18 protein-coding genes and 2 pseudogenes are annotated in these 25,215 nt (G+C 68.6%); 17 read left to right on the forward strand and 3 right to left on the reverse strand.

Annotated elements, in window-relative coordinates; all coding sequences use genetic code 11:
* The first annotated feature begins 19 nt into the window (after positions 1–19).
* Positions 20–1,495 (forward strand): chromosomal replication initiator protein DnaA, encoded by a 1,476-nt coding sequence (gene dnaA / locus CSEG_RS00010; RefSeq protein ID WP_013077210.1) that lies wholly within the window; start codon positions 20–22, stop codon positions 1,493–1,495.
* An 80-nt stretch (positions 1,496–1,575) separates the two neighbouring features.
* Here the strand turns inward: dnaA and CSEG_RS00015 are convergent, their stop codons facing one another.
* A complete protein-coding gene (locus tag CSEG_RS00015) occupies positions 1,576–2,187 on the reverse strand; it encodes an alpha-ketoglutarate-dependent dioxygenase AlkB (protein WP_013077211.1) in 612 nt (203 codons plus the stop codon).
* Positions 2,188–2,280: 93 nt separating this feature from the next.
* Between CSEG_RS00015 and CSEG_RS00020 the strand changes: the two are divergent.
* From CSEG_RS00020 to CSEG_RS00040, 5 genes and pseudogenes are all read left to right on the forward strand, one after another.
* A pseudogene (locus CSEG_RS00020) lies at positions 2,281–4,949 on the forward strand (M1 family aminopeptidase).
* Between the two features lie 354 nt (positions 4,950–5,303).
* Positions 5,304–7,204 (forward strand): annotated as a pseudogene (dnaK, locus tag CSEG_RS00025) (molecular chaperone DnaK).
* A 163-nt stretch (positions 7,205–7,367) separates the two neighbouring features.
* A complete protein-coding gene (gene dnaJ / locus CSEG_RS00030) occupies positions 7,368–8,525 on the forward strand; it encodes a molecular chaperone DnaJ (RefSeq protein ID WP_013077212.1) in 1,158 nt (385 codons plus the stop codon).
* A gap of 100 nt (positions 8,526–8,625) precedes the next feature.
* Complete coding sequence (mutS, locus tag CSEG_RS00035) at positions 8,626–11,328, forward strand: DNA mismatch repair protein MutS (protein ID WP_013077213.1); 2,703 nt, start codon at positions 8,626–8,628, stop codon at positions 11,326–11,328.
* Positions 11,329–11,407: 79 nt separating this feature from the next.
* Positions 11,408–14,230, forward strand: coding sequence for a [protein-PII] uridylyltransferase (locus tag CSEG_RS00040; protein WP_013077214.1), 2,823 nt, complete (start codon positions 11,408–11,410; stop codon positions 14,228–14,230).
* Positions 14,231–14,239: 9 nt separating this feature from the next.
* Here CSEG_RS00040 and CSEG_RS00045 read toward each other — a convergent pair whose 3' ends face one another.
* Positions 14,240–14,848, reverse strand: coding sequence for a thioredoxin domain-containing protein (locus tag CSEG_RS00045; protein ID WP_013077215.1), 609 nt, complete (start codon positions 14,846–14,848; stop codon positions 14,240–14,242).
* 118 nt (positions 14,849–14,966) lie between these two features.
* On the opposite strand from CSEG_RS00045, the gene murJ reads away from it, so the two are divergent.
* The 3 genes from murJ to trpS all read left to right on the forward strand — a co-directional run bounded on the left by murJ (position 14,967) and on the right by trpS (position 17,794).
* Positions 14,967–16,598 (forward strand): murein biosynthesis integral membrane protein MurJ, encoded by a 1,632-nt coding sequence (gene murJ, locus CSEG_RS00050; protein WP_013077216.1) that lies wholly within the window; start codon positions 14,967–14,969, stop codon positions 16,596–16,598.
* Between the two features lie 32 nt (positions 16,599–16,630).
* Positions 16,631–16,678, forward strand: a complete 48-nt coding sequence (locus tag CSEG_RS22955) for a hypothetical protein (protein WP_193852715.1) — start codon at positions 16,631–16,633, stop codon at positions 16,676–16,678.
* Between the two features lie 81 nt (positions 16,679–16,759).
* The gene (gene trpS / locus CSEG_RS00055; protein WP_013077217.1) at positions 16,760–17,794 is read left to right on the forward strand and encodes a tryptophan--tRNA ligase; all 1,035 of its coding nucleotides are present in this window, start codon (positions 16,760–16,762) and stop codon (positions 17,792–17,794) included.
* 172 nt (positions 17,795–17,966) lie between these two features.
* Here the strand turns inward: trpS and CSEG_RS00060 are convergent, their stop codons facing one another.
* Positions 17,967–19,235 carry a cytochrome P450 gene (locus CSEG_RS00060; protein ID WP_013077218.1) on the reverse strand — a complete coding sequence of 423 codons (1,269 nt, stop codon included), beginning with the start codon at positions 19,233–19,235 and terminating at the stop codon, positions 17,967–17,969.
* A gap of 119 nt (positions 19,236–19,354) precedes the next feature.
* Between CSEG_RS00060 and CSEG_RS00065 the strand changes: the two genes are divergently transcribed.
* The 8 genes from CSEG_RS00065 (at position 19,355) to CSEG_RS00100 (ending at position 25,207) form a co-directional block, all read left to right on the forward strand.
* Positions 19,355–19,930 carry a NifU family protein gene (locus CSEG_RS00065; RefSeq protein WP_013077219.1) on the forward strand — a complete coding sequence of 192 codons (576 nt, stop codon included), beginning with the start codon at positions 19,355–19,357 and terminating at the stop codon, positions 19,928–19,930.
* Positions 19,931–20,006: 76 nt separating this feature from the next.
* Positions 20,007–20,594 carry a malonic semialdehyde reductase gene (locus tag CSEG_RS00070; protein WP_013077220.1) on the forward strand — a complete coding sequence of 196 codons (588 nt, stop codon included), beginning with the start codon at positions 20,007–20,009 and terminating at the stop codon, positions 20,592–20,594.
* Between the two features lie 76 nt (positions 20,595–20,670).
* Positions 20,671–21,306, forward strand: coding sequence for a DUF1131 family protein (locus CSEG_RS00075; protein WP_013077221.1), 636 nt, complete (start codon positions 20,671–20,673; stop codon positions 21,304–21,306).
* A 3-nt stretch (positions 21,307–21,309) separates the two neighbouring features.
* On the forward strand, positions 21,310–21,954 hold the full coding sequence (gene tsaB / locus CSEG_RS00080) for a tRNA (adenosine(37)-N6)-threonylcarbamoyltransferase complex dimerization subunit type 1 TsaB (RefSeq protein WP_013077222.1): 645 nt from the start codon (positions 21,310–21,312) through the stop codon (positions 21,952–21,954).
* Positions 21,951–22,403: a GNAT family N-acetyltransferase gene (locus CSEG_RS00085; protein WP_013077223.1), complete on the forward strand. Its 453-nt coding sequence runs from the start codon at positions 21,951–21,953 to the stop codon at positions 22,401–22,403. Before tsaB ends, CSEG_RS00085 begins: the two co-directional genes overlap by 4 nt.
* Positions 22,404–22,449: 46 nt before the next feature.
* Complete coding sequence (locus CSEG_RS00090) at positions 22,450–22,857, forward strand: Fur family transcriptional regulator (RefSeq protein WP_013077224.1); 408 nt, start codon at positions 22,450–22,452, stop codon at positions 22,855–22,857.
* A 62-nt stretch (positions 22,858–22,919) separates the two neighbouring features.
* Positions 22,920–24,266: a tRNA (N6-isopentenyl adenosine(37)-C2)-methylthiotransferase MiaB gene (gene miaB, locus CSEG_RS00095; protein WP_013077225.1), complete on the forward strand. Its 1,347-nt coding sequence runs from the start codon at positions 22,920–22,922 to the stop codon at positions 24,264–24,266.
* Positions 24,263–25,207: a PhoH family protein gene (locus tag CSEG_RS00100; RefSeq protein ID WP_013077226.1), complete on the forward strand. Its 945-nt coding sequence runs from the start codon at positions 24,263–24,265 to the stop codon at positions 25,205–25,207. Before miaB ends, CSEG_RS00100 begins: the two co-directional genes overlap by 4 nt.
* The last annotated feature ends 8 nt before the right edge of the window (positions 25,208–25,215 follow it).

Genomic DNA, 25,215 nt, shown 5'->3' on the forward strand with positions numbered 1-25,215 from the left:
TTTACGAGGCGGTGGACGAATGACGATGAAGGGTGGGGTGGCCAGCCAGGACTTCTCCGCGGCGATCGCGGCGGCTTGCGAGCCTGCGACGGCCGTCTGGTCTAAGGTTTGCGTGGCGTTGAAGCGCGAGCTGGGCGATGCGGCTTTCGGGTCGTGGATCGCGCCCGCCATTCTGCGTGAGGCCGCCTCTGGCGACATCGTCCTGGTGACCCCGACGGGCATCGCCCGCGACTGGATCCGCCGCAGCGCTTGGCGCCGCATCGGCGAGCTGTGGGCGGCCAACGACCCGACCGGCCGCCGCATCGACCTGAAGTCGCGCCTGGAGTTCGAAGCCCTGGCCGGCGTCTATGTCGAAGCCTCCGCCAAGCCCGCCACCGCCGCCGAGCCGATCGAGATCGTGCTGCCGGTGTCGACCGACGCTCCCGCCGTGGCCCCGACCAGCGCCAAGTCGCCCCGCACCCAGGGCCTGCAAGAGCGCTTCACCTTCGAGACCTTCGTTCCGGGTCCGGCCAACGAGTTCGCCCACGCCGTGGCGCGCCGGATCGCCAACTGGGCGGACGGCCACTTCAACCCCGTGCTGTTCCACGGCCCCTACGGCTTCGGCAAGACGCACCTGCTGAACGCCCTGGCCTGGGAAGCCATGCGCAACGCGCCGGAAAAGCGCGTGGTCTATCTGACCGCCGAGCGCTTCCTGTCGACCTTCGTTCGCGCCGTGATGGATCGCCAGACGGCGGCCTTCAAGGAAGAGCTGCGCGCCGCCGACCTCCTGATCATCGACGACGTGCACTTCATCGCCGGCAAGCAGTCGACCCAGGAAGAGCTGTTCCACACCCTGACCGCGCTGGTCGAGGAAGGTCGTCGCGTCGTGTTCTCGGCCGACCGTCCGCCGTCGGCCATGACCGAAATGGACGCCCACCTGCGCTCGCACCTGTCGGCGGGCCTGGTCTGCGGCCTCGAGCCGGCCGACCGTTCGCTGCGCCTGGGCATCCTGGAGCGCAAGATCCAGACCCTGTCGGCCGCCCACGGCTTCGAGCCGACCATGCGTCCGGACGTGCTGCAATTCCTCGCCGACCGCTTCACCGACAGCGTCCGTGAGCTGGAAGGCGCCCTGAACACCCTGTCGGCTCGCGCCGGGGAAGGGCTGTCGCGCATGACCCTGGAAGAGGTTCAAGCCATTCTGCGCCCGCACCTGCGGTCGGGCGAGAAGCGCATCACCATCGACGACATCCAGAAGGCCACGTCCGAGCACTACGGCATGAAGCAGGCCGACCTGCTCAGCGAGCGCCGTAACCGGGCCGTGGCCCGTCCGCGCCAGGCCGCCATGTGGCTGGCCAAGCAGTTGACCACCCGCTCGCTGCCGGACATCGGCCGCCGCTTCGGCGGTCGCGACCACACGACGGTCCTGCACGCCGTGCGCCGCATCGAGGCCCTGCGGGCCGAGGACAGCGCCCTGAACCAGGACCTCGAGACCATCACGCGCAAGCTGCGCGGCTGATCTCGACGGACCGGCGCGCCGGTTTCCGGACGCAGATCAAGGAAAGGCCGCTCCGGAAGGGGCGGCCCTTTTTCTTGGCGTCAGCGCGCCCGTCGCAGGGTCAGGTTGATCCGGCCGCCGCCCGGGACCAGGCTGGACGAGCCGGGCAGGATGCGGTCGACGCCGTGGAAGGCCAACCGCGCGGGACCCGACAGGCGGCAGACGTCGCCCGAGCTCAGCCGCAGGCTCCGCGTCGGATCCTTGCGATGCGTCCCGCCGATCCGGAACACCGCGGTGTCGCCCAACGAGATCGACAGAACCGGAAAGCTGGGATCGACCTCGTCGCGATCCTGGTGCAGGCCCATGCGAGCCTCGCCGCGATAGAGGTTGACCAGGCACGAGTCCGGCGGCGTCTCAGGATCCGCCAACCGCGCCCAGAGCCCGAGCAGGACCTGCGGCATCGGCGGCCAGGGCTGCTCCGTGCCCGGATGGCGATCCGTATAGCGATAGCCGCTCCGATCGCTGATCCAGCCCAGCGGCCCCAACGCCGTCATGGCCGCGCTCATCGCCTTGCCCTGTGGCGTTTCGTACTGCGCGAAGGGCGCGGTCTGGGCCGCCTCCAGGATCGACGCGACCAGAGCCTTCTGGGTCTCGACGTCCAAAACGCCGGGCCAGAGGTCGAAACCCGGAACGACAGACAGCGACTGCAACATTACGGATTATTAACGCGCGAGGCGAAGGTGGAAGGTGTTGGTTTGCGCCGCCGGCTGAGGGGGCCGGATAATTTTTCCAGTCTGGAAGCCAACATGCGTCGTCTCTTGTCCTCTACGGCCGCTGCCGTGATCCTTTTGGCCGCGGGGGGCGCTTCCGCCGCCACCGCGACGGCCCCGACCGCCGGCTCGAAGGGGGCGACCTTCGCCACCGTCACGACCCAGCTGCCGCGAAACGTCCGGCCCACGCACTATGATCTGGCCTTCACGCCCGACGCCGACAAGCTGAGCTTCAAGGCCCGCGTGAAGATTTCCATCGAAGTGGTCGAGCCGACCGCCACCGTGACCCTGCAGGCCGCGGACCTGACCTTCGACAAGGCCGAGATCGCCGGCCCCAAGGGGGAAAAGATCGGGGTCGCCAAGGTGAAGGCGGACGAAGAGGCTCAGACCGCCAGCTTCACGTTCGACAAGCCGCTGCCCAAGGGCAAGTACGTCCTGTCGATCGATTACGCTGGCAAGATCTACACCCAGGCCGCCGGCCTGTTCGCCCTCGACTACGAGACCGAGGCCGGCAAGAAGCGCGCGATCTACACCCAGTTCGAGAACTCCGACGCCCGCCGTTTCATCCCGTCGTGGGACGAGCCGTTCTACAAGGCGACCTACAGCGTCGAGGCGACCATCCCGACCGGCCAGATGGCGCTCTCCAACATGCCGATCGCCTCGTCCAAGGATATCGGCGGCGGCAAGACCGTCGTGACGTTCGCGACCTCGCCGAAGATGTCGACCTACCTGCTGTTCTTCGGCCTGGGCGAGTTCGACCGCGCCTCGGTCAAGGCGGCCGGCGTCGACGTCGGCGTGGTCACCAAGAAGGGCGACACGCCGAAGGCGGAGTTCGCTCTGAAGTCGGCGGCGGACATCCTGCCCTGGTACAACGACTATTTCGGCACGCCCTATCCCCTGCCGGTGATGGACAACATCGCCGCCCCTGGCCGTAGCCAGTTCTTCAGCGCCATGGAGAACTGGGGCGCGATCTTCTACTTCGAATACGCGATGCTGCTGGATCCGAAGATCTCGACCGAGACGGACAAGCAGAACGTCTTCACGACCGTCGCCCACGAAATGGCCCACCAGTGGTTCGGCGACCTGGTCACCATGGCCTGGTGGGACGATCTCTGGCTGAACGAGGGCTTCGCCTCGTGGATGGAAGGCCGGGCGACCGAGCACTTCCACCCCGAATGGAACTCGGCGCTCGCCGCGGTCGGCGGCCGGGAATACGCCATGAGCCTGGACGCTCTGTCGACCACCCACCCGGTGGTCCAGCACGTCGAGACGGTCGAGCAGGCCAGCCAGGCCTTCGACGGCATCACCTACCAGAAGGGCGAGGCCGTCATCCGCATGCTGGAAAGCTATGTGGGCCATGACGCCTGGCGCGACGGCGTGCGCGCCTACATGAAGAAGCACGCCCACGGCAACACGGTCAGCGACGACCTGTGGCAGGCCGTGGAGGCGGCGGCCAAGAAGCCGATCACCGCCATCGCCCACGACTTCACCCTGCAGCCGGGCGTGCCGCTGATCACGGTCGACAGCGCCACCTGCGCCGCCGGCAAAACCACGCTGGCCCTGACCCAGGGCGAGTTCAGCAAGGACATGCCGAACAAGAAGCCGCTGGTCTGGCGGACGCCGGTGACGGTGAAGGCCCTGGGCGGAGGCGAAGCCAAAACCCTGGTGGCGGACGGCAAGGGCTCGGTGAGCGTCGAGGGCTGCGGACCTGTCGTCGTCAACGCCGGCCAGAGCGGCTATTTCCGCGTCCAGTACGGCCCCGAGCGCTTCGCCGCCCTGGCCGGCGCCTTCGCCAAGCTGCCGGCGATCGACCAGCTGGGCGTGATGAGCGACGCCTGGTCGATGGGCCTGGCCGGCTATCAGCCCGCCACGGACTTCCTGGATCTGGCCAAGGCCACGCCGGATGACGCCGATCCGCAGGTGCTGTCCAAGATCGCCGGCGTCTACTCGACGATCGACGCGTACTACGAAGGCATGCCGACCGAGAGCGGGCCGCGTTCCGCAAGCTCGCGATCGCCAAGCTGCGTCCGCTGCTGGCCAAGGTCGGCTGGACCGCCAAGAGCGGCGAGCCGGACAACATCGCCATCCTGCGCGCCAACCTGATCGGGACCCTGGGCGGCCTGGGCGATCCGGACGTGGTGGCCGAGGCCATCCGCCGCTTCAAGGCGGACAAGACCGACCCGAGCGCCATTCCGGGCCCGTTGCGCCGGACGATCCTGGGCGTCGTGGCCAAGGGCGCCGACGCCGCCACCTGGGACGCCATCCACGCCCAGGCCCAGGCCGAGAAAACCCCGCTGATCAAGGCCCAGCTCTACTCGCTGCTGGCGTCCAGCGAGGACGAGGCGCTGGCCAAGAAGGCGCTGGAGCTGGCCCTGACGCCGGAGCCGGGCGAGACGATGTCCAGCACCATGATCTCGCGCGTCGCCGGCAATTTCCCGGACATGACCTTCGACTGGGCCGTGGCCAACAAGGACGCCGTCAACGCCAAGGTCGACACCAGCTCGCGCACCCGTTTCATCCCGGGCCTGGGCTCGGCCTCGTCGAACCCGACCATGGCCGACAAGATCAAGGCCTACGCCGCCGCCAACCTGGCCGAGGGCTCGCGCAAGGAGGCGGAGAAGTCCGCCGCTTCGGTGCTCAACCGCGCCAAAATTCGCCAGGATCGCCTGCCGGCGATCACGGCCTGGGTCGCCAGAGCGCGTTAGGACAGGCTCCAAGGCGGGCCAGCGCGGTAAGCGCCTATAAGTTCAAGACTTTCCATGGCCGCGCTCTCCGGGCGCGGCCATTTTTATGGGCCTGGGGACCAGATTCCCCCTCGCCCCATGGGGTTATGGTCTTGCACCCCGGCCCCTATCCCCCATATCCGGCTTCGAAGCGGGGTTGACGGGCTCGTCAACTTCGCACAACGCATTCTGCCCGTTCGGCTTTCGTCGGCCGGGCAGGATGTGGAACGTAAACCCGAGAGAGTGCGAACCACGGGGACGGTACGAGAAAAACCGGGGCGCTTCCGAGAAGGCCCTTGTCACCGCCGTCCGCCTAAAGGAGCGACAGGTACGAAGATGAGCAAGATTATCGGCATCGACCTTGGCACCACGAACTCGTGCGTCGCCATCATGGACGGCAAGAACCCCAAGGTGATCGAGAACGCCGAGGGCGCTCGCACCACCCCGTCGGTCGTGGCCTTCATGGAAGACGGCGAGCGCCTTGTCGGCCAGCCCGCCAAGCGTCAGGCCGTGACCAACCCGACCAACACGCTGTTCGCGATCAAGCGCCTGATCGGCCGCTCGGCCAGCGATCCGGTGGTCGAGAAGGACAAGGGCATGGTGCCCTACGAGATCGTCAAGGGCCCGACCGGCGACGCCTGGGTCAAGGCCCACGGCAAGGACTACAGCCCGCAGGAAGTTTCGGCCTTCATCCTGCAGAAGATGAAGGAAGCCGCCGAAGCCCATCTGGGCGAACCGGTGACCAAGGCGGTCATCACGGTTCCGGCCTACTTCAACGACGCCCAGCGTCAGGCGACCAAGGACGCCGGCAAGATCGCCGGCCTGGAAGTCCTGCGGATCATCAACGAGCCGACCGCCGCGGCCCCCTGGCCTACGGCCTGGACAAGGACAACAACAAGAAGATCGCCGTCTATGACCTGGGCGGCGGCACCTTCGACGTGTCGATCCTGGAAATCGGCGACGGCGTCTTTGAGGTGAAGTCGACCAACGGCGACACCTTCCTGGGCGGTGAAGACTTCGACCTTCGGATCGTCGACTACCTGGCCGACGAGTTCAAGAAGGAGCAGGGCGTCGACCTGCGCAAGGACAAGCTGGCCCTTCAGCGCCTTCGTGAAGAGGCCGAAAAGGCCAAGAAGGAGCTGTCGAGCACGGCCCAGTACGAAGTGAACCTGCCGTTCATCAGCATGAACGCGTCGGGCCCGCTGCACCTGAACATCAAGCTGTCGCGCGCCAAGCTGGAAGCCCTGGTCGACGACCTGATCGCCCGCACCATCGGTCCGTGCGAACAGGCCCTCAAGGACGCCGGCCTGAAGAAGAGCGACATCGACGAAGTGATCCTGGTCGGCGGCATGAGCCGCATGCCCAAGGTCCAGCAGGCGGTGCAGGACTTCTTCGGTCGCGAGCCCCACAAGGGCGTGAACCCCGATGAAGTCGTGGCGCTGGGCGCGGCCGTCCAGGCTGGCGTGCTGCAAGGCGACGTCAAGGACGTGCTGCTGCTGGACGTGACCCCGCTGACCCTGGGCATCGAGACCCTGGGCGGTGTGTTCACCCCGCTGATCGAACGCAACACCACGATCCCGACCAAGCGCTCGCAGACCTTCTCGACCGCGGACGACAACCAGTCGGCCGTGACGATCCGGGTCTTCCAGGGCGAGCGCCCGATGGCGGCCGACAACAAGATGCTGGGTCAGTTCGACCTGGTCGGCATCCCGCCGGCGCCGCGTGGCGTGCCGCAGATCGAGGTCACCTTCGACATCGACGCCAACGGCATCGTCCAGGTTCACGCCAAGGACAAGGCGACCAACAAGGAGCACTCGATCCGCATCCAGGCCAACGGCGGCCTCTCGGACAGCGACATCGAGCGCATGGTCAAGGAAGCCGAGGCCAACAAGGCGGCGGACGAGAAGAAGAAGCAGCTGGTCGAGGCCAAGAACCAGGGCGAGGCGATCCTGCACTCGACCGAGAAGGCCCTGGCCGAGCACGGCGACAAGGTCGGCGCGGCGGAAAAGTCGGCCATCGAGACGGGTGTCGCCGATCTGAAGTCGGCCCTGGAAGGCGAGGACGTCGAGGCCATCCAGGCCAAGACCCAGGCTCTGATCCAGGCCTCGATGAAGCTGGGCGAGGCCATGTACGCCGCCCAGCAAGGCTCGGCCGAGGGCGGTGAGTCCCCGGCCGCGGACGACGGCGTCGTCGACGCCGAGTTCGAGGAAGTCGACGACAACAAGCCGGCGGCTTAAAGCTAGCCATGCGCGCGCCGCGGAACATTCGCCAAAGGATCGTTCCGCGGCCGCGACCTTCTGTCTCGGGAGCCACGAGCGCCTTGCGCCGGGCCGCGGGTCATCCCACCTCTTCCTTCATCAACGCCACTTTCGTGGGCCTTTTGGGCGCCAGACGCTGACGATGCGCGACTATTACGAAATTCTCGGCGTGACCCGGACTGTCGACGAGGCAGGTCTGAAGTCCGCGTTCCGCAAACTGGCGATGGAACACCACCCCGACCGCAACGGCGGTTGCGAGAACGCGACCGGGCGGTTCAAGGAAATCAACGAAGCCTATTCGGTCCTCTCGGATCCCCAGAAGCGCGCGGCCTACGATCGCTTCGGCCATGCCGGCGTCAACGGTCCGCAGGGCGGACCGGGCGGGTTCGGCGGCCAGGGCTTCGACGCCAGCGACATCTTCAACGACGTCTTTGGCGACGTTTTCGGCGAGATGTTCGGCGGCGGCCGTCGCCAGTCGAACGGTCCCCAGCGCGGCCAGGACCTGCGCTACGACCTGGAGATCAGCCTCGAGCAGGCCTATGCGGGCGCCGAGGTCGAGATCACCGTCCCCGCCGCCATGACCTGCGAGGTCTGCGAGGGCTCGGGCGCCAAGCCGGGCACCAGCCCCACCGTCTGCGGCACCTGCGGCGGCGCCGGCCGCGTCCGCGCCACCCAGGGCTTCTTCGCCGTCGAGCGCGGCTGCCCGCGCTGCGGCGGCTCGGGCCGTCTGGTGCTTGATCCCTGCGCGAACTGCAACGGCCACGGGCAGGTGCGCCGCGAGCGCGTCCTGTCGGTCCGCATCCCGGCCGGCGTCGACGACGGCGCCCGGATCCGTCTGGCGGGCGAGGGCGACGCGGGCGCGCGCGGCGGTCCGCGCGGCGACCTCTACATCTTCCTGTCGGTGACGCCGCACGAGCTGTTCGAACGCGATGGCCTCGACCTGCTCTGCACCGTGCCGGTGCCGATGACCACGGCGGCGCTCGGCGGCGACATCGACGCCCCCTGCCTGCTGGGCGGCGAGAACTGCGACGGCAATTGCAAGGTCAAGGTCACGGTGCCCGAGGGCGCCCAGACCGGCAAGACCGTCCGCCTGAAAGGGCGCGGCATGCCGTCCCTGCGCAGCCGTCAGCGCGGCGACCTGGTGGTCGAGCTGTTCGTGGAAACCCCAACCCACCTCTCCGCCCGCCAGAAGGAGCTGCTCAAGGAGCTGGCCGGCCTGTGCGGCGAGAAGCAGAACCCCAAGTCCGCCAACTTCGTCGGCAAGGCCAAGCGCTTCTGGGAAGAGGTCACCGGGAATTAACCTCTCCCGTCGGCGTCCCCGATTTTTGGGCGTTCCGTCCCCGGAAAACCTTAACGCCGCCTCTTAACGAGAGTCGCGACGCTCTATAGTTTCCGGGGCGATGAACGCCCACACGACGCCCTCAGCCGCCACGCTCGACCCCACCGGCGCGACGCCGGTGATGCAGCAGTTCTTCGAGATGAAGGCGCGCCAGCCCGATGCGCTGATCTTCTTCCGCATGGGCGACTTCTACGAGCTGTTCTTCGACGACGCCTACAAGGCGGCCGCCGCGCTCGGCATCAGCCAGACGTTCCGGGGCACGCACAACGGCCAGCCGATCCCGATGGCGGGCGTGCCGCAGCACGCGGCCGAGGCCTATCTCTCCAAGCTGATCCGCCTGGGCTTCAAGGTCGCCGTCTGCGAGCAGATGGAAGACCCCGCCGAGGCCAAGAAGCGCGGTTCGAAGTCCGTCGTCCGCCGCGACATCGTTCGCGTGGTGACGCCCGGCACCCTGACCGAGGACGGCCTGCTGGACGCTCGCGGCGCCAACCGTCTGGCCGCCGTCGCCATCCGGGCGGGGCAGGCGGCGGTGGCCTCGGTCGAGCTGTCGACCGGCGAGGTCGAGGTCTTCGCCCTGACCAAGGAAGCCGTCGCGCCGATCCTGGCGGCCCTGGCGCCGTCCGAGACCCTGGTCGCCGATCGGCTGCTGTCGGACGACGCCCTCTCCCAGACCCTGAAAATCTGCGGGGGCCTGGTGCAGCCCATGCCCTCGGCGCTCTCCGAGCCGCAGGCCTCCGAGGCGCGCGTGAAGCGCCTCTACGGCGTCGAGACCCTGGACGGCTTCGGCGGGCTGTCGCCGGCCGAGATCGGCGCCCTGGGCCTGATCGCCGCCCACCTGGAGATGACCCAGGCCGGCAAGCTGCCCGCGCTCCGCGCGCCGCGCCGCGCCGCTGATGCGGATGTGATGGCCATCGATCCGGCCACGCGCGGCAGCCTGGAGATCGACCGCACCCAGACCGGCGACCGCAACGGCTCGCTGCTGGCCGTCATCGACCGCACGGTGACCGCGGGCGGGGCGCGGATGCTGGCCTCTCGGCTGGCCCGTCCGTTGCTGGACGTCGCCGCCATCGACCAGCGCCTGGACGCGGTGGAATGGTTCGTCGAGCACCGCCAGCTGCGCCAGCGCCTGCGCGAGGTCCTGAAGGGGGCCGGCGACATGGCCCGAGGCCTGTCGCGTCTCGCCCTGGGCCGAGGCGGCCCGCGCGACCTCGGCTGCATCCGCGACACCCTGAAGGTCGGGGAGCGGCTGGCCGGCATGGCGGGCGGCTCGCCCGACCCGCTGTCGCCGCCGCCTTTCGAGCTGGAGCACGCCTTCAAGGCCCTGACCCCGGCTCTGCACGAAGGTCTCTCTCAGTTCCTCAACACGCTGGAGCAGGGCCTCGGCCCCGACCTGCCGGCCCTGGCCCGCGACGGCGGCTTTGTGGCCGCCGGCGTGCGGCCCGAGCTCGACCAGGCCCGCACCCTGCGCGACGACAGCCGGAAGGTGATCGTCGCCATGGAGGCCCAGCTGACGGCCGAGAGCGGCGTGCCGCTTAAGATCCGCCACAACGGCGTGCTCGGCTATTTCGTCGAGGCCACCGCTGGCAAGGCCGATCCCCTGTTCCAGCCGCCGCTGAACGCCACCTTCATCCACCGCCAGACCCTGGCCAACCAGGTGCGCTTCACCACCGTGGAGCTGGCCGATCTCGACGCCCGTATCGCGCAGGCCGCCGAGCGGGCGCTGGCCATGGAGGTCGCCGCCTTCGAGGACTGGCGCGAGCAGGCCCGCCTGCTGGCCGACGCCATCCAGATCGCCGCCGAGGCCCTGGCGCGGATCGACGTCGCCTCCGCCCTGGCCGAATGGGCCGAGGACGCCGGGGCGGTGCGCCCGATCGTGGACGCCTCTTACGCCTTCGACGCCAAGGGCGCCCGCCACCCGGTGGTCGAGGCCGCGGTGAAGCGGGCCGGCGAGCCCTACACCCCCAACGACTGCTGCCTGGACGCCTCGGGCGAGGGCGGGCCGCGCCTGTCGATCGTCACCGGTCCGAACATGGCCGGTAAGTCGACCTTCCTGCGCCAGAACGCCCTGCTGGCGATCCTGGCGCAGTCGGGCTGCTACGTGCCGGCCGCCAGTTTCCGGCTGGGCGTGGTCGATCGCCTGTTCAGCCGCGTCGGCGCCGGCGACGACCTGGCGCGCGGCCGCTCGACCTTCATGATGGAGATGGTCGAGACCGCCGCCATCCTCACGCAAGCCGGACCGCGCAGCCTGGTGATCCTGGACGAGATCGGCCGGGGCACGGCGACCTATGACGGCCTGGCCATCGCCTGGGCCTGCGCCGAGGCCTTGCACGACGTCAACCGCTGCCGCGCCCTGTTCGCCACGCACTATCACGAGCTGGCGACGCTGGAGGAGCGGATGAGCTTCGTCTCGAACCTCTCCCTGCGCGCCAAGGAATGGAACGGCGACCTCGTCTTCCTGCACGAAGCGGTGTCAGGTCCGGCCGATCGCTCCTATGGCGTGCAGGTCGCCAAGCTGGCCGGCGTGCCCATGCCGGTCGTGGCCCGCGCCCGCGAGGTGCTGGATCGCCTGGAGACCAAGGACCAGTCGCCGGCCAAGCTGGACGACCTGCCGCTGTTCGCCATGAGCCAAGCCGTGGTCCAGGCGCCCGCCAAGGCGGCGCCCAGCGCCGTCGAGACCACGCTGGAGGATCTCGACGTTGACGGCATGAGCCCGCGCGAGGCCCTGGAGGCGCTCTATCGTCTTAAGGGTCTGCTGAAGACCTAGAGTACTTAGTGGCAGCGTGACGGTCGCTAAAACCGGCTTCCACTTTTCGCTGTCACGCTGTGGTACCCATATAGTCAACATGCCCCGTCGCCTTCGCCCCACCCGCCTGGAACACGTCGTCGACGGTCACGCCCTGCGGGCGCGCCTCTCGGCCGCCGCCCTCGACTCGATCGGCAACGAGGCCGAGCAGCGGGCCCGCGCCATCGAGATTCTCAAGCAGGCCCTGTTTCGCGGCCGGATGATCGCTAAGGAGCGGTTGGAGAACGGCGCCAGCGGCGTCGAGACCGCCCGCCTGCTCAGCGGCGTCACCGACGAGGTGATCACCGCCCTCTACGATTTCACGACGGTCCACGTCTTCCGGGCCCGCAACCCGACCGAGGGCGAGCGCCTGTGCCTGCTGGCGGTGGGCGGCTACGGCCGCGCCACCCTGGCGCCGTTCAGCGACATCGATCTCCTGTTCCTGCGGCCCTACAAGCAGACGCCGCACGCCGAGAGCGTGATCGAGTACATGCTCTATGCGCTGTGGGATCTGGGCTTCAAGGTCGGCCACGCCTCGCGGACGATCGAGGAGTGCGTGCGGCTGTCGAAGGAAGACTTCACGATCCGCACCTCGATCCTGGAGGCCCGCCGCCTGACCGGCGACGAGCGACTGGCCGACGACCTCAAGCGCCGCTTCCGCGACGAGGTGATGAAGGGCACCGGCGCCCAGTTCGTCGCCGCCAAGCTGAAGGAGCGCGACGACCGCCAGGCTCGCGCCGGCGCCAGCCGCTACATGGTCGAGCCCAACGTCAAGGAAGGGAAGGGGGGCCTGCGCGACCTCCACACCCTGATGTGGATCGCCGAGTACCTGCATCCGGTCGACCGTCCCGAGGACGTCTTCAAGCTGGAGGTGTTCTCGACCCGCGAGACCAAGGCCTTCATCCGCGCCTTCGACTTCCTGCACGCGGTGCGGGCCCATCTGCACTTCACGACGGGCCGGCCCGAGGAGCGCCTCACCTTCGACCTGCAGCCGGAGATCGCGCGCCGCATGGGCTACGGCGACCGGGGCGATGCGCCGGCCGTCGAGCGGTTCATGCGCCGCTATTTCCTGATCGCCAAGGAGGTCGGGGCCCTCACCCGCGCCTTCTCGGCCAAGCTGGAAGCCGAGCATTTCAAGCACGAGCCCAAGGGCATCTCCCGCTTCCTGACGGGCGGCAAGCCCAAGCGCAAGGCGCTGGAGGTCAAGGGCTTCTTCGAGGACAACGGCCGCCTCAACATCGAGGGGCCGGAGATCTTCGAGGCCGATCCGGTCAACCTGATCCGCCTGTTCAAGATCGCCGACGAGCGCGATCTCGACCTGCATCCCGACGCTTTCACGGCGGTGACGCGGAGCCTGTCGCTGATCACGTCCAAGGTCCGCCGTGATCCCGAGGCCTGCCGGGCGTTCCTGGACCTGCTGGCGCGCGGCAAGCGCAGCTATCGCACCCTGACCTTGATGAACGACGCTGGCGTGCTGGGCCGGTTCATCCCGGAGTTCGGCCGCGTCGTCGCCCAGATGCAGTTCAACATGTACCACTCGTACACGGTGGACGAGCACACCCTGCGCGCCGTCGGCGTCATCGGCGACATCGCCGCCGGACGCCTGGCGGACGACCATCCCCTGGCCGTCTCGATCATGCCGCTGATCGAGGACCGCGAGGCCCTGTTCCTGGCCATGCTGCTGCACGACACCGGCAAGGGCGGCGTCGGCGGCCAGGAGAAGGCCGGCGCGCGCTCGGCCCGCAGCGCCTGCGAGCGCTTGGGCGTCGAGCGCACCAAGGTCGAGCTGGTCGCCTGGCTGGTCGAGAACCACCTCGTGATGAGCGATTTCGCCCAGAAGCGCGATGTCTCCGATCCCGGCACCGTCGCGGCCTTCGCGCGCATCGTCGAGAATCCCGAGCGCCTGCGTCTGCTGCTGGTCATCACCGTCGCCGATATCCGCGCCGTGGGCCCGGGCGTCTGGAACGGCTGGAAGGGCCAGCTGCTGCGCGAGCTCTACAACGCCACCGAGGCGGTGTTCCGGGGCGGTCGCGGCAGCGACGCCGCCGCCAATGTCCAGCGCCACCAGGAGGCCGCCGCTGAAACCGCGCGCGCGGCGCTGCTTGAGGCCGACCCCGACGCCGGTCGTTGGGTCGCGGCGATGGAGAACGCCTATTTCAGCGCCTTTTCGCAGGAGGACCTGCTCGAGCATGCCGTCCTCGCGCGTCGGGCGGCGGCCCAGGGCGGCGCGGCGGCCGAGGGGCGGGTGCGCTCCGGCCAGAACGCGGCCGAGATCGTGGTGGCCGCCAAGGACCGCCAGGGCCTGTTCGCCGATCTGGCCCTGACCATCTCGTCGCTGGGCGGCAACGTGGTCGGCGCGCGGGTCTTCACCTCGCGCCAGGGCCAGGCGTTGGACGTCTTCTACGTCCAGGACGTGACGGGCGCTCCGCTCGGCTGCGAGAACCCTCGCGCCTTGCGCCGCCTCGCCGACGCCCTGGAGGCGGCGGGCAAGGGCGAGCCTCTCGTCGTGGAGCCGCGTCGCGGCGCCGAGCAGGCTCGCGCGGCGGCTTTCGCGATCGCGCCCAGCGTGACCGTCGACAATGACGCCTCGGATGACGCGACCGTGGTCGAGGCGTCGGGTCGCGATCGCCCCGGCTTGCTGCACGCCCTGGCCAAGAGCCTGGCCGACAGCGGTCTGTCGATCCAGTCGGCCCACATCGACGGCTATGGCGAGCGGGCGGTCGACGCCTTCTACGTCCAGACGGCGCAGGGCGAGAAGATCACCGAGACCCGGAGGATCAACGCGCTGAAGGCCGACCTGCTGGACGCGCTGGAGCAAAACGAGGCCGGCGCGCCAGCCGCCCGGCCGGGCCTGCGACGCGCCCGCGCCAGCGTGGCCCGGTAGGCGCGGCGGCTACTTGCCGGCCGCGTCGATGGCCGCGTCGATCTCGGCCAGCGAATGATAGCCCGGCTCCATCTTGCGGCCGTTGATCTCGAAGGTCGGCGTGGCGGTGACGTCATTCTCGCTGGCGTTGCGCTCGACCCGCGCGTTCAGCGCCTTGATCTGGGCTTCGTCGGTCACGCACTGAGTGAACTGGTCCTCGCTCATGCCCGACGACTTGGCGATCTCGAGCAGGGTTTCGCGAGGGGTGTCGAACACGCCCGGTTGGCTGGCGAACACCGCGTCGACGACGGGGAAGTACTTCTCCTTGCCGGCGCAGCGGGCCAGCAGGAAACCGGCCGAGGCCACCGTCACCTCCGAGCCGCCGCCGACCAGCATCTCGCGGAAGACGTAACGCACCTTGCCCGTGTCGATATATTTGGCCTTGAAGGCCGGATAGACCTCCTTCTGCCAGGCCGCGCAGACCGGGCAGCCGACCGAGGCGTACTCGACGACCGTGATCTTGGCGTCCTTGTTCCCCAGGCTCATGTCGTCGGCCATCGCGGTGGGAGCGGAGGCCTTGTTGCAGCCCGCGAGGGTCAGGCTGGCGAGCATGGCGGCGGCGAGAGCAAGGCGACGCATCGAGTTTCAAACCTTCAGTTTAGCGGCGCGCCATCAAAGGGAGGATCGGTCGCCGGGTCAATCGCAGACGAGGGCGCGCGCCCTTGACGCCTCTCCGCCAAACGCCCAGAAGCCGCTCGTGACCGACACCGCCGCGCCCGCCTCCGCCGAACAGCCTCAGCCCCCCAAGAAGGGCGGCCTGCTGAAGTCTTCGGCGATCTATTCGGGCCTGACCCTGGTCAGCCGGTTCATGGGTTTCGCGCGCGATCTGGCGGTCTCGTTCCGCATGGGCGCCAGCGCCACGCCGGCGGCCGACGCCTACAACGCCGCCCTGGCGTTTCCGAACCTGTTCCGCCGCTTCTTCGCCGAGGGGGCCTTCGCGGCCGCCTTCGTTCCGGCCTACGCCAAGTCGCTGCAGCGCGACGGCGAGGAGAAGGCTGACATCCTGGCCGCCGACGCCATGGCGACCCTGGCGGCCTCCACCATCATCATCACCGTCGTCTGCCAGCTGGCCATGCCCTGGCTGATGATGCTGATCAGCCCGGGCTTCGGCTGGGGCACCGAGAAGTACAAGCTGGCGGTGCTGCTGACCCAGATCACCATGCCCTACCTGCCATGCATGGCGATCGTGGCGCACCTGTCGGGCGTGCTGAACGCCCGCGACCGCTTCATCCTGTCGGCCGGCGCGCCGATCCTGCTGAACATCGCCACCCTGGCTTTCATCCTGCCGCAGACGACGGCCGTCGGCGCGGCCCAGTGGGGCTCCATCGGCGTCGTGGTGGCGGGCGTCGCCCAGGCGGCGCTGCTGGTCTGGGGCGTCAACAAGTCGGGGGCCAAGGTCCACTGGCGGCTGCCGCGCCTGACGCCGGAGGTGCGCGAGCTGATCGGCAAGGCCATCCCGGGCGCCCTGGCGGCCAGCGCCACCCAGGTCAACATCTTCATCTCCGGCAACCTGGCCAGCCATGTTCCCGGCGGCCGGACCTGGCTGGCGACGGCCGATCGCCTCTATCAGCTGCCGCTGGGCCTGGTGGGCGTGGCCATCGGCGTCGCTCTGCTGCCGCGTCTGTCGCGCGCCGTGAACTCGGGCGACCGCGAGGACGCCCAGAGCGCGATGGACCAGGGCATCACCCTGGCCATGGCCCTGACCCTGCCGGCGGCCGCCGCCCTGGTCGCCATGCCCGGCTTCCTGTCGGACGGTCTCTACACCCGCGGCCAGTTCACGGCCTTCGACGCCAGCCAGACGGCGGCGGCGCTGTTCTTCTATGGCCTAGGTACTCCAGCCTTCGTGCTTCAGCAGCTCTATTCACGGGCCTTCTTCGCGCGCGGCGACACCAAGAGCCCGATGCGCTTCGCCCTCGTCTCGGTGGCGGTGAACATCATCTTCGGCGTCGTCCTCTTCAAGATGATCGGCGTGAAGGGCATCGCCGCCGCCACGGCCATCGCGTCCTGGCTGAACGTCGCCCAGATGGCGGTCGTTCTGGGCCGCAACGGCGAGTACGGCCCGTCGGCCCAGACCTGGTCGCGGCTCTCGCGCATTCTGCTGGCGAGCCTGGGCATGGGCGCGCTGATGGCCGCGGCCTCGCACTATCGCGACCTGATCGAGGCGCCGCTGCGCGCCATGGGGCTGACCGGCCACGCGATCGGGGCCAAGGAGTTCGCCCTGGCCCTGACCTGTCTGGCCGGCGTCGCGGTCTATCCGCCGCTGCTGTTCATGTTCGGCGGGGTCAAGCCGGCCGAGCTGAAGGCGGTGCTGCGGCGGGGCAAGGCTTGATCCATGCGGGCGAGGGCGCTAACCAGCGGGCCATGGCTCCGATCGGTCTCCTCGCGCCGCGATGGCGCGGCTCCAACTGACCCTGATCCCCGCGCTTTTGCGTGGTTCGCGTCCCTGCGCGCCCGCCATTCTTCTCGCATTCGACAGCAAGGCTTAGAGCCATGACCGACCAAGCTCCCGTCACCTATACGGGTCCCGCCCGCGTGCTTTCGGGCGTCCAGCCCTCCGGCGCCCTGCATCTGGGCAACTATCTCGGCGCGCTGGTGAAGTTCGCCCGCCTGCAGCACGAGATCGACACCTTCATCTTCGTGGCCGACCTGCACGCGATCACCGTGTGGCAGGAGCCGGACGCCCTGGCCCAGCAGACCCGGGAGATCGCCGCGGCCTACATCGCCTCGGGCCTGGACCCCGACAAGGCGACGATCTTCCCGCAGTCGGCGGTGCGCGAGCACGCCGAGCTGGCCTGGATCTTCCAATGCGTGGCCCGCCTGGGCTGGCTGGACCGGATGACCCAGTTCAAGGAGAAGAGCGGCAAGCACAAGGAGCGCAGCTCGGTGGGCCTCTACACCTACCCGGTGCTGCAGGCCGCCGACATCCTGGTCTACAAGGCCACCCACGTGCCGGTGGGCGAGGACCAGAAGCAGCACCTGGAGCTGACCCGCGACATCGCCCAGAAGTTCAACCACGACTTCGGGGTGCAGGGGTTCTTCCCGCAGCCCGAGCCGCTGATCCAGGGGCCGGGGGCGCGGGTCATGAGCCTGCGGGACGGCTCGGCCAAGATGAGCAAGTCCGATCCGTCGGATTATTCGCGCATCAACCTGACCGACACGGCCGACGACATCGCCGCCAAGGTCCGCAAGGCCCGCACCGATCCGGAGCCGCTGCCGGAAACGATCGAGGAACTGGCCGGCCGCGCCGAGGCCGACAACCTCGTGGGCATCTTCGCGGCCCTGTCGGGCCAGTCGAAGGCCGAGGTGCTGGCTGACTACGCCGGCAAGGGCTTTGGGACCTTCAAGCCGGCCCTGGCCGAGCTGGCGGTCGAGAAGCTGGCGCCGGTCGGCGAGAAGATGCGCGGCCTGCTGGGCGATCCGGCGGTGCTCGACGCGATCCTGGCCAAGGGCGCGGAAAAGGCTCGCGAGACCGCCGCCCCGACCCTGGCCGAGGTCAAGAAGCTGGTCGGCTTCTGGGGGGCTTAGGGTTCAGAGGTCCCTTCTCCCCTTGTGGGAGAAGGTGGCCCGAAGGGCCGGATGAGGGGTCGTCCAAACGATAACCGCCGCGACGGCGGCAAGCCAGTCGCGGCGGCCTCTATCGTCAACCCCTCGCCCGACCCGCTGCGCGGGCCACCCTCTCCCGCAAGGGGAGAGGGGCTCAGACCCGCTCCGGGATCCGCACCATCATCCGCTCGTAGCCCTTCACGAAGGTCGAGTAGACGCGCCTCGGCTCCTCCAGGACCTCGATCCGGGGGAAGCGCTGGAGGATCTCCTCCCAGACGATGCGCAGCTGCATCTCGGCCAGGCGATTACCGACGCAGCGGTGGATGCCGAAGCCGAACGACAGGTGTCGGCGGGCGCTGGGCCGGTCGATGATGAACTTGTCGGCGTCCTCGATCACGGTGTCGTCGCGGTTGCCCGACACGTACCACATGACGACCTTGTCGCCCTTCTTGATGGTCTGGCCCGAGAGCTCGTAGTCCTCCAGCGCCGTGCGGCGCATGTGGGCCAGGGGCGTCTGCCAGCGGATGATCTCCGAGACCATGTTCGGGATCAGGCTGGGATCGGCGCGCAGCTTGGCTTCTTCCTGCGGGTTCTTGGAGAGGGCGTAGAGGCCGCCGGTGATCGAGTTGCGGGTCGTGTCGTTGCCGCCGACGATCAGCAGGATGACATTGCCCAGATACTCCATCGGCGGCATGTCGCGGGTGGCTTCGCCGTGGGCCAGCATCGAGATCAGGTCGCTGCCCGGCTCGGTCTGGTTGACCCGCTCGTTCCAGAGATTGGTGAAATAGCCCAGGCACTCCAGCAGTTCGGCGCGGCGGGCGTCCTCGCTCTCGACGATGCCGCTTTCCGGAGAGGCGGTGGCGACGTCGGACCAGCGGGTCAGCTTGCGGCGCTCTTCCCAGGGGAAGTCGAACAGCGTGGCCAGCATCTGGGTGGTCAGCTCGATCGAGACCTTGTCGACCCAGTCGAACGGCTCGCCCACCGGCAGATCGTCCAGGATCCGCTGGACGCGCTCGCGGATGATGCCTTCCAGCCGCCCCAGGTTCTGCGGCGAGACGATCGGGCTGACCGTCTTGCGCTGGATGTCGTGCTTGGGCGGGTCCATGGCGATGAACATCGGCAGGACGAAGTCCTCGTCGAAGTTCCGGATGGTGATGCCGCCCAGATGGGCGTCGGACGAGAAGACCTGGTGGGTCGTGTCCACCGTCATGATGTCGTTATAGCGGGTGATCGACCAGTAGGGGCCGGTCTCCTCGTCGCCCTGGGAATAGTGGACGGGCGCCTCTTTTCGCAGGCGCTCGAAATAGGGCCACATGGCGTCGGCCTGGAACAGGGCCGGATTGGCCACGTGGATGTCTTCCAGCGGCGTCGCATAGGCTTGCGCGCGCGCGGCCTCCTTCAGGTCCACCGAACCGTCGCTCATCTGATCCTCCCGAAGATCATCGTTCCGCGTATCACGCCAGAAAATGACGCCGGTGTCACTTTCTTTGTTGGCGGCGCCCTGGTCTTGCGTCGCGAGGCCGCGAGGTCCATCTGAAGGCGATGTTCATCCAGACCGAAACCACGCCCAATCCCGAGGTGCTGAAGTTCCTGCCCGGCCGCGAGGTCCTGGTGGAGGGCGCGCGCGAGTTCCGTACGGCCGAGGAGGGCGAGGCTTCGCCGTTGGCCAAGGCGCTGTTCGACCTCGGCGACGTCACGCGGGTGTTCTTCGGACCGGACTTCCTGACCGTGACCAAGGGCGAGGCCGCCCAGTGGCCGCACCTGAAGGCGCCGATCCTGGCGGCCATCATGGACCACTTCACCAGCGGCCGGCCGCTGCTGCTGGACGCCGAGCCGGGCGGTGGTCACGACGAGGACGGCGTCTATGATGAAGAGGCCTCGCAGATCGTCGCCGAAATCAAGGAGCTGCTGGACACCCGTATCCGTCCGGCCGTGGCCCAGGACGGCGGCGACATCGTCTTCTCGCGCTTCGAGCCTCAGACGGGCGTCGTCTGGCTGCACATGCGCGGCGCCTGCTCGGGCTGCCCGTCCTCGTCGGCCACGCTGAAGGCGGGCGTCGAGAACATGCTCAAGCACTATGTGCCAGAAGTGACCCGGGTCGAGCAGACCCTGGGCTAATCGGCCGCTTGCGCGGCGGTTCGGAAGACCATATTGTAACTATAGAAGTTGCAAATAATCTTCTTGAGGATCGCTGATGGCCAAGCTCGACACGCCCGCGCTCGCCCAACTGTTCACCGACGCCCGCACGCGCAATGGCTGGAAGACGGATCCGCTTCCCGAAAGCCTGCTGCGCGAGCTGTATGATCTGACGAAGTTTGGCCCCACGGCCGTGAACTCCACGCCGGCGCGGTTCGTGTTCGTGACCAGCCCCGAGGCGAAAGCCAAGCTGGCGGCCCTGTCCTCCGGCTCCAACGGCAAGAAGATCCTCCAGGCGCCAGCGACCGTGATCATCGGCTATGACCTGGATTTCCCGGAAACCCTCGACACCCTGTTCCCACACGCCCCGGGCGCCAAGGACTGGTTCGGCGATGCGGCGGGCCGCGAAGCCACCGCTTTCCGTAACAGCTCGCTGCAGGGCGGCTATTTCATCCTGGCCGCGCGGGCCCTGGGCCTGGACACCGGCCCGATGTCGGGCTTCGACAACGCCGCCGTCGACGCCGCGTTTTTCGCGGGCACGAACATCAAGAGCAACTTCATCGTCTCGATCGGATACGGCACCGACGAGGGTCTGTTCCCGCGCAATCCGCGTCTCGACTTCGAGGCGGCGGCGAAGATCCTGTAGGGGCCTGAACGCCTCCGCCGCCAGTTCGCCGACAGGCGACGTGACGGCGGGGGCGCTCGCGCGTTAAAAGGGCGCCATGACCCTACGCCGCATTCTTCTCGCTCTGCCGTTCGTACTGCTGGCCGCCTGCGGGCCGGCCAAGAAGGACGAGGCCGCCAAGGGCGCCGAGCCGGACGCCAAGGCGCCGGTGGCGGTCGCCGTCGCCCCCTATGCCGGCGGCCCGCTGACGGTCGGCAAGGACGGCGTGGGCCCGATCAGCGGCGCGACGGCCTTCGACCTTCCGACGCTGAAGGCGCTTTTCCCTAAGGCGAAGGTCGAGCAGGCCTTCCTGCACTTCGGCGAGGGGCCGCCCCAGCCGATCATCAATGTCGAACAGGACAACACGCCGCTGCTGGAGATCGGCAAGACCGACGAGGGCGCCATCGCCTATGTCGCGGCGTCCGGCGGCGATATCCGCGGCCCCAAGGGCGAGCAACTGCTGGCCAAGTGGGCCGACCTTGGCTTCACGGTCGATCAGTGTCGCGCCGGTCAGGGCCGCGAGATCAATCAGGTGATCTGCGTTCGACCCGAGGCCGCCACCGTCTCCTATGTCTTCGGCGTTCCTGGCTGGACCAAGGGCGGCGTGCCGCCCGAGGCCGTGCTGAAGGCCAAGGGCCAGCTCAACGCCCTGGTCTGGCGACCGGCCGAAGGCGCCGCGGTCGGCGCGGCCTGATCCATGATCCTTTCCATCGACACCTGCCTCGGCGCCAGTTCGGTCGCCGTGATCGACGGCGAGCGCGTCCTGGCTTCGCGCAGCGAGCCCATGACGCGCGGCCATCAGGAGCGGATCGGGATCATCGCCCGCGAAGCCGCCGCGGAAGCGGGGATCGCTTTCGCGGACCTCGACCGGATCGGCGTCACCGTCGGCCCGGGTTCGTTCACCGGCCTGCGGGTGGGCCTGGCCTTCGCCAAGGGCCTGGCGACCGCATTGTCCATCCCGTGCGTGGGCGTCACCACGCTGGAGGCGCTGGCCTTTGGCGTCGAAGGGTTCGTCGCGGCGGTGCTCGATGCGCGCATGGGCCAAGTCTACATCCAGGTCTTTTCCGACGGGGCGGCGCTGATGGCGCCTGACGCCTTGGGCGTGGGCGAAGCGACCGCGCGTCTGGCCGAGCTTTATTCCGGAGGCCGGGCCACGTTGGTCGGCTCTGGCGCGCCCCTTCTGGGCGACGCGCTGAGCGACGCGGAGGTGCTGACGCTGGCCGCCCCGGACCCCGTCTCCGTCGCCAGGCTGGCGGCCGCGCGGCCCGCGCCAAGCCATTCTCCCCGGCCGCTCTATCTGCGCGCGCCCTACGCCACCTTGCCGGACGTCGCGTCGTCATGAACCTGCGTCCCGCTGGGGCCGAGGCCTCGTTCGATCTCGCCGACCTGCACGACAAGGCCTTCGACCGGCCCTGGACGGCGCTCGAATTCGAAGAGCTCCTGAAGTCGCCTGGCGTCTTCGCCGTTCTAGGCGAGGCGGGAGACCCTGCTGAGGCCAAGGGGTTCATCCTGTGCCGCTCGATCGCCGGCGAGGCGGAGATCCTGACCATCGCCGTCGATCCCGCTGCGCGTCGGCGGGGCTGGGGCGCGGCGCTGGTCGAGGTCGCCGCCGGGATCGCGGCCGAAACGGGCGCCGAGGCGCTATTTCTAGAGGTCGCGGTCGACAACGTCGCGGCGGTCGCGCTCTATCAAGCGAGCCGTTTCGCCAAGGTTGGCGTCAGGAAAGGCTATTATCCCCACCCGGATGGCGCCAAGGACGCGGTGGTCATGCGGCGGGCGCTTAACACTTAAGGGCTGATTGCCTATCTTGCCCGCGACTCAGACGGAGGCTCCCGCCTTGGATCGACTCGAAAAGGCCTGCATCGAAAAGGGCATGCGCATGACGGACCAGCGCCGCGTGATCGCGCGCGTGCTGTCGTCGGCCGAGGACCATCCCGATGTCGAGGAGCTGCACCGCCGCGCCCACGCCATCGATCCGCATATCTCGATCGCCACGGTCTATCGCACCGTGCGCCTGTTCGAGGAGAGCGGCATCATCGAGCGCCACGACTTCCGGGACGGTCGCTCGCGCTACGAGGAGACCCCGACCCACCACCACGACCACCTGATCGACATGAAGACCGGCAAGGTCGTCGAGTTCGTGGACGAGGAGATCGAGGCCCTGCAGAACGCCATCGCCCGAAAGCTCGGCTACAAGCTGGTGGACCATCGGCTCGAGCTCTACGGGGTCCCGCTGGAGGAGTAGGGGTAGGCTGCGACGCCCGCCGCCCTTGCGGAACGGGCCTCTCGACCCCATAACCTCGCCGGATGAGCGAGACCCCGCAAAAGCGCCTCTTTATCAAGACCTACGGCTGTCAGATGAACGTCTATGACAGCGAGCGCATGGCCGACGTCCTGCGCCCGCTGGGCTATGGCGTCGTCGATGACCCCGAGGGCGCGGACCTGGTGGTGCTGAACACCTGCCACATCCGCGAGAAGGCCACCGAGAAGGTTTATTCCGAGCTCGGCTACATCAAGCAGATGAAGGACCGCAAGGCCGAGGCCGGCGGTCGCATGACCATCGCCGTGGCCGGGTGCGTCGCCCAGGCCGAGGGCAAGGAGATCATGCATCGCCAGAAGGCGGTCGATCTGGTCGTCGGGCCCCAGGCCTACCACCAGCTGCCCGAGCTGATCGCCCGCGCCCACCGCGCGACCGGCGAGCGCCTGGCCGCCGACTTCGCCGCCGACGAGAAGTTCGACGCCCTGCCGGCCGAGCGCCACGTCACGGGCGTCACCGCCTTCCTCACCGTGCAGGAAGGCTGCGACAAGTTCTGCACCTTCTGCGTGGTGCCCTACACCCGCGGCGGCGAGTGGTCGCGGCCGGTGAACGACATCGTCGAGGAGGCCAAGCGCCTGGCCGATCAGGGCGTGCGCGAGGTCACCCTGCTGGGCCAGAACGTCAACGCCTATGACGGCGACGGCTCGACCCTGGCCAAGCTGGTCCGCCAGCTGGCCAGGATCGATGGCCTGGACCGCATCCGCTACACGACCAGCCACCCGCGCGACATGGGCGATGATTTGATCGAGGCCCACGGCGAGCTGCCGGAGCTGATGCCCTATCTGCACCTGCCGGTGCAGGCGGGCGGTGATCGAATCCTCAAGGCCATGAACCGCGACCACACGGCCGAGAGCTATGTCCGCCTGATCGAGCGCATCCGCGCCGCCCGGCCGGACATCGCCATGAGCGGTGACTTCATCGTCGGCTTCCCCGGCGAGCGCGACGGCGATTTCGAGAAGACCCTGGACCTGGTCCGGGAGGTCGGTTTCGCATCCGCCTTCTCGTTCAAATATTCGCGTCGCCCCGGCACGCCGGCCTCGGCCATGCCGGGCCAGGTCGAGGAAGAGGTCAAGGCCGAGCGCCTGGAGCGCCTGAACCAGTTGCTGGACGAGCAGCAGCGCGCGTTCAACGCCGCCCAGGTCGGCAAGGTGTTGCCCGTGCTGTTCGAAAAGCCCGGCCGCCATGCCGGCCAGATCGTTGGCCGCAGCCCCTATCTGCAGGCCGTCCATTGCGAGGGCGGCGAACAATTGATCGGGAAGATCGTTCCCGTTCGTATCGAGAGCGCCGCCAAGATGAGCTTGGGCGGGGCGCTCGAACCTGTCCTGGAGACCGCTTGAGCCGTACGCCTGAGTTCCTGCCGCTGTCCGACGACGCCGTCCACGCCGTCTCCGGTCCGTCTGGCCGCCACGCCGCCCTGATCGAGGACGCCTTCAAGGTGCTGATCGAGACGCCGGGCGGCGGGGTCACCATCACCGGCGACGCGCGGGGGCGCACCGGCGCCAAGCGGGTGCTCGAGGCCCTGGCTCAGCGCGCTGACGCCGGCGAGGAAGTGGTCGAGGCTGATGTGCGCATCGCCCTGGGCGTCGCCCAGCAGGCTGGCGGACAGGCGTCGCCCCGCGCGGTGCGCAAGGGCAATGTCTCGCCGAAGACCAAGGGCCAGGCGCGCTACATGGAGGCCATGGCCAGCCATCCGCTGAGCTTTGGCCTGGGCCCCGCCGGCACCGGCAAGACCTTCCTGGCCGTCGCGCATGGGGCGGGCATGCTGCTGCGCGGCGAGGTCGACCGCCTGATCGTCACCCGCCCCGCCGTCGAGGCCGGCGAGAAGCTGGGCTTCCTGCCGGGCGACCTCAACGAGAAGGTCGATCCCTACATGGCCCCGGTCTGGGAGGCCCTGACCGACATCATGGGCGCCGACCAGCTGCGCCGCCGTCGCGAGAAGCTGGAGATCGAGGTCGCCCCGATCGCCTTCATGCGCGGCCGCACGCTGAGCCACGCCTTCGTCATCGTCGACGAGGCGCAGAACTGCTCGCGCCTGCAGATGAAGATGGTCCTGACCCGTCTGGGCGAAGGCGCGCGCATGGTGGTCACCGGCGACCCGACCCAGGTCGACCTCCTGAACCCGAGGGACTCAGGGCTCGCCCACGCCGTCTCGATCCTGGAAGGGGTCGAGGGCGTCGCGGTCTCGCGCTTCACCTCGGCGGACGTCGTGCGCCACCCGCTCGTCGAGCGGATCGTCAAGGCCTATGACGCCGATGCGGCGCAAAGCACGCCCAGGTAAGAGTACTC

This window comes from Caulobacter segnis ATCC 21756, from assembly GCF_000092285.1.
In the GTDB taxonomy this organism is placed as follows: domain Bacteria; phylum Pseudomonadota; class Alphaproteobacteria; order Caulobacterales; family Caulobacteraceae; genus Caulobacter; species Caulobacter segnis.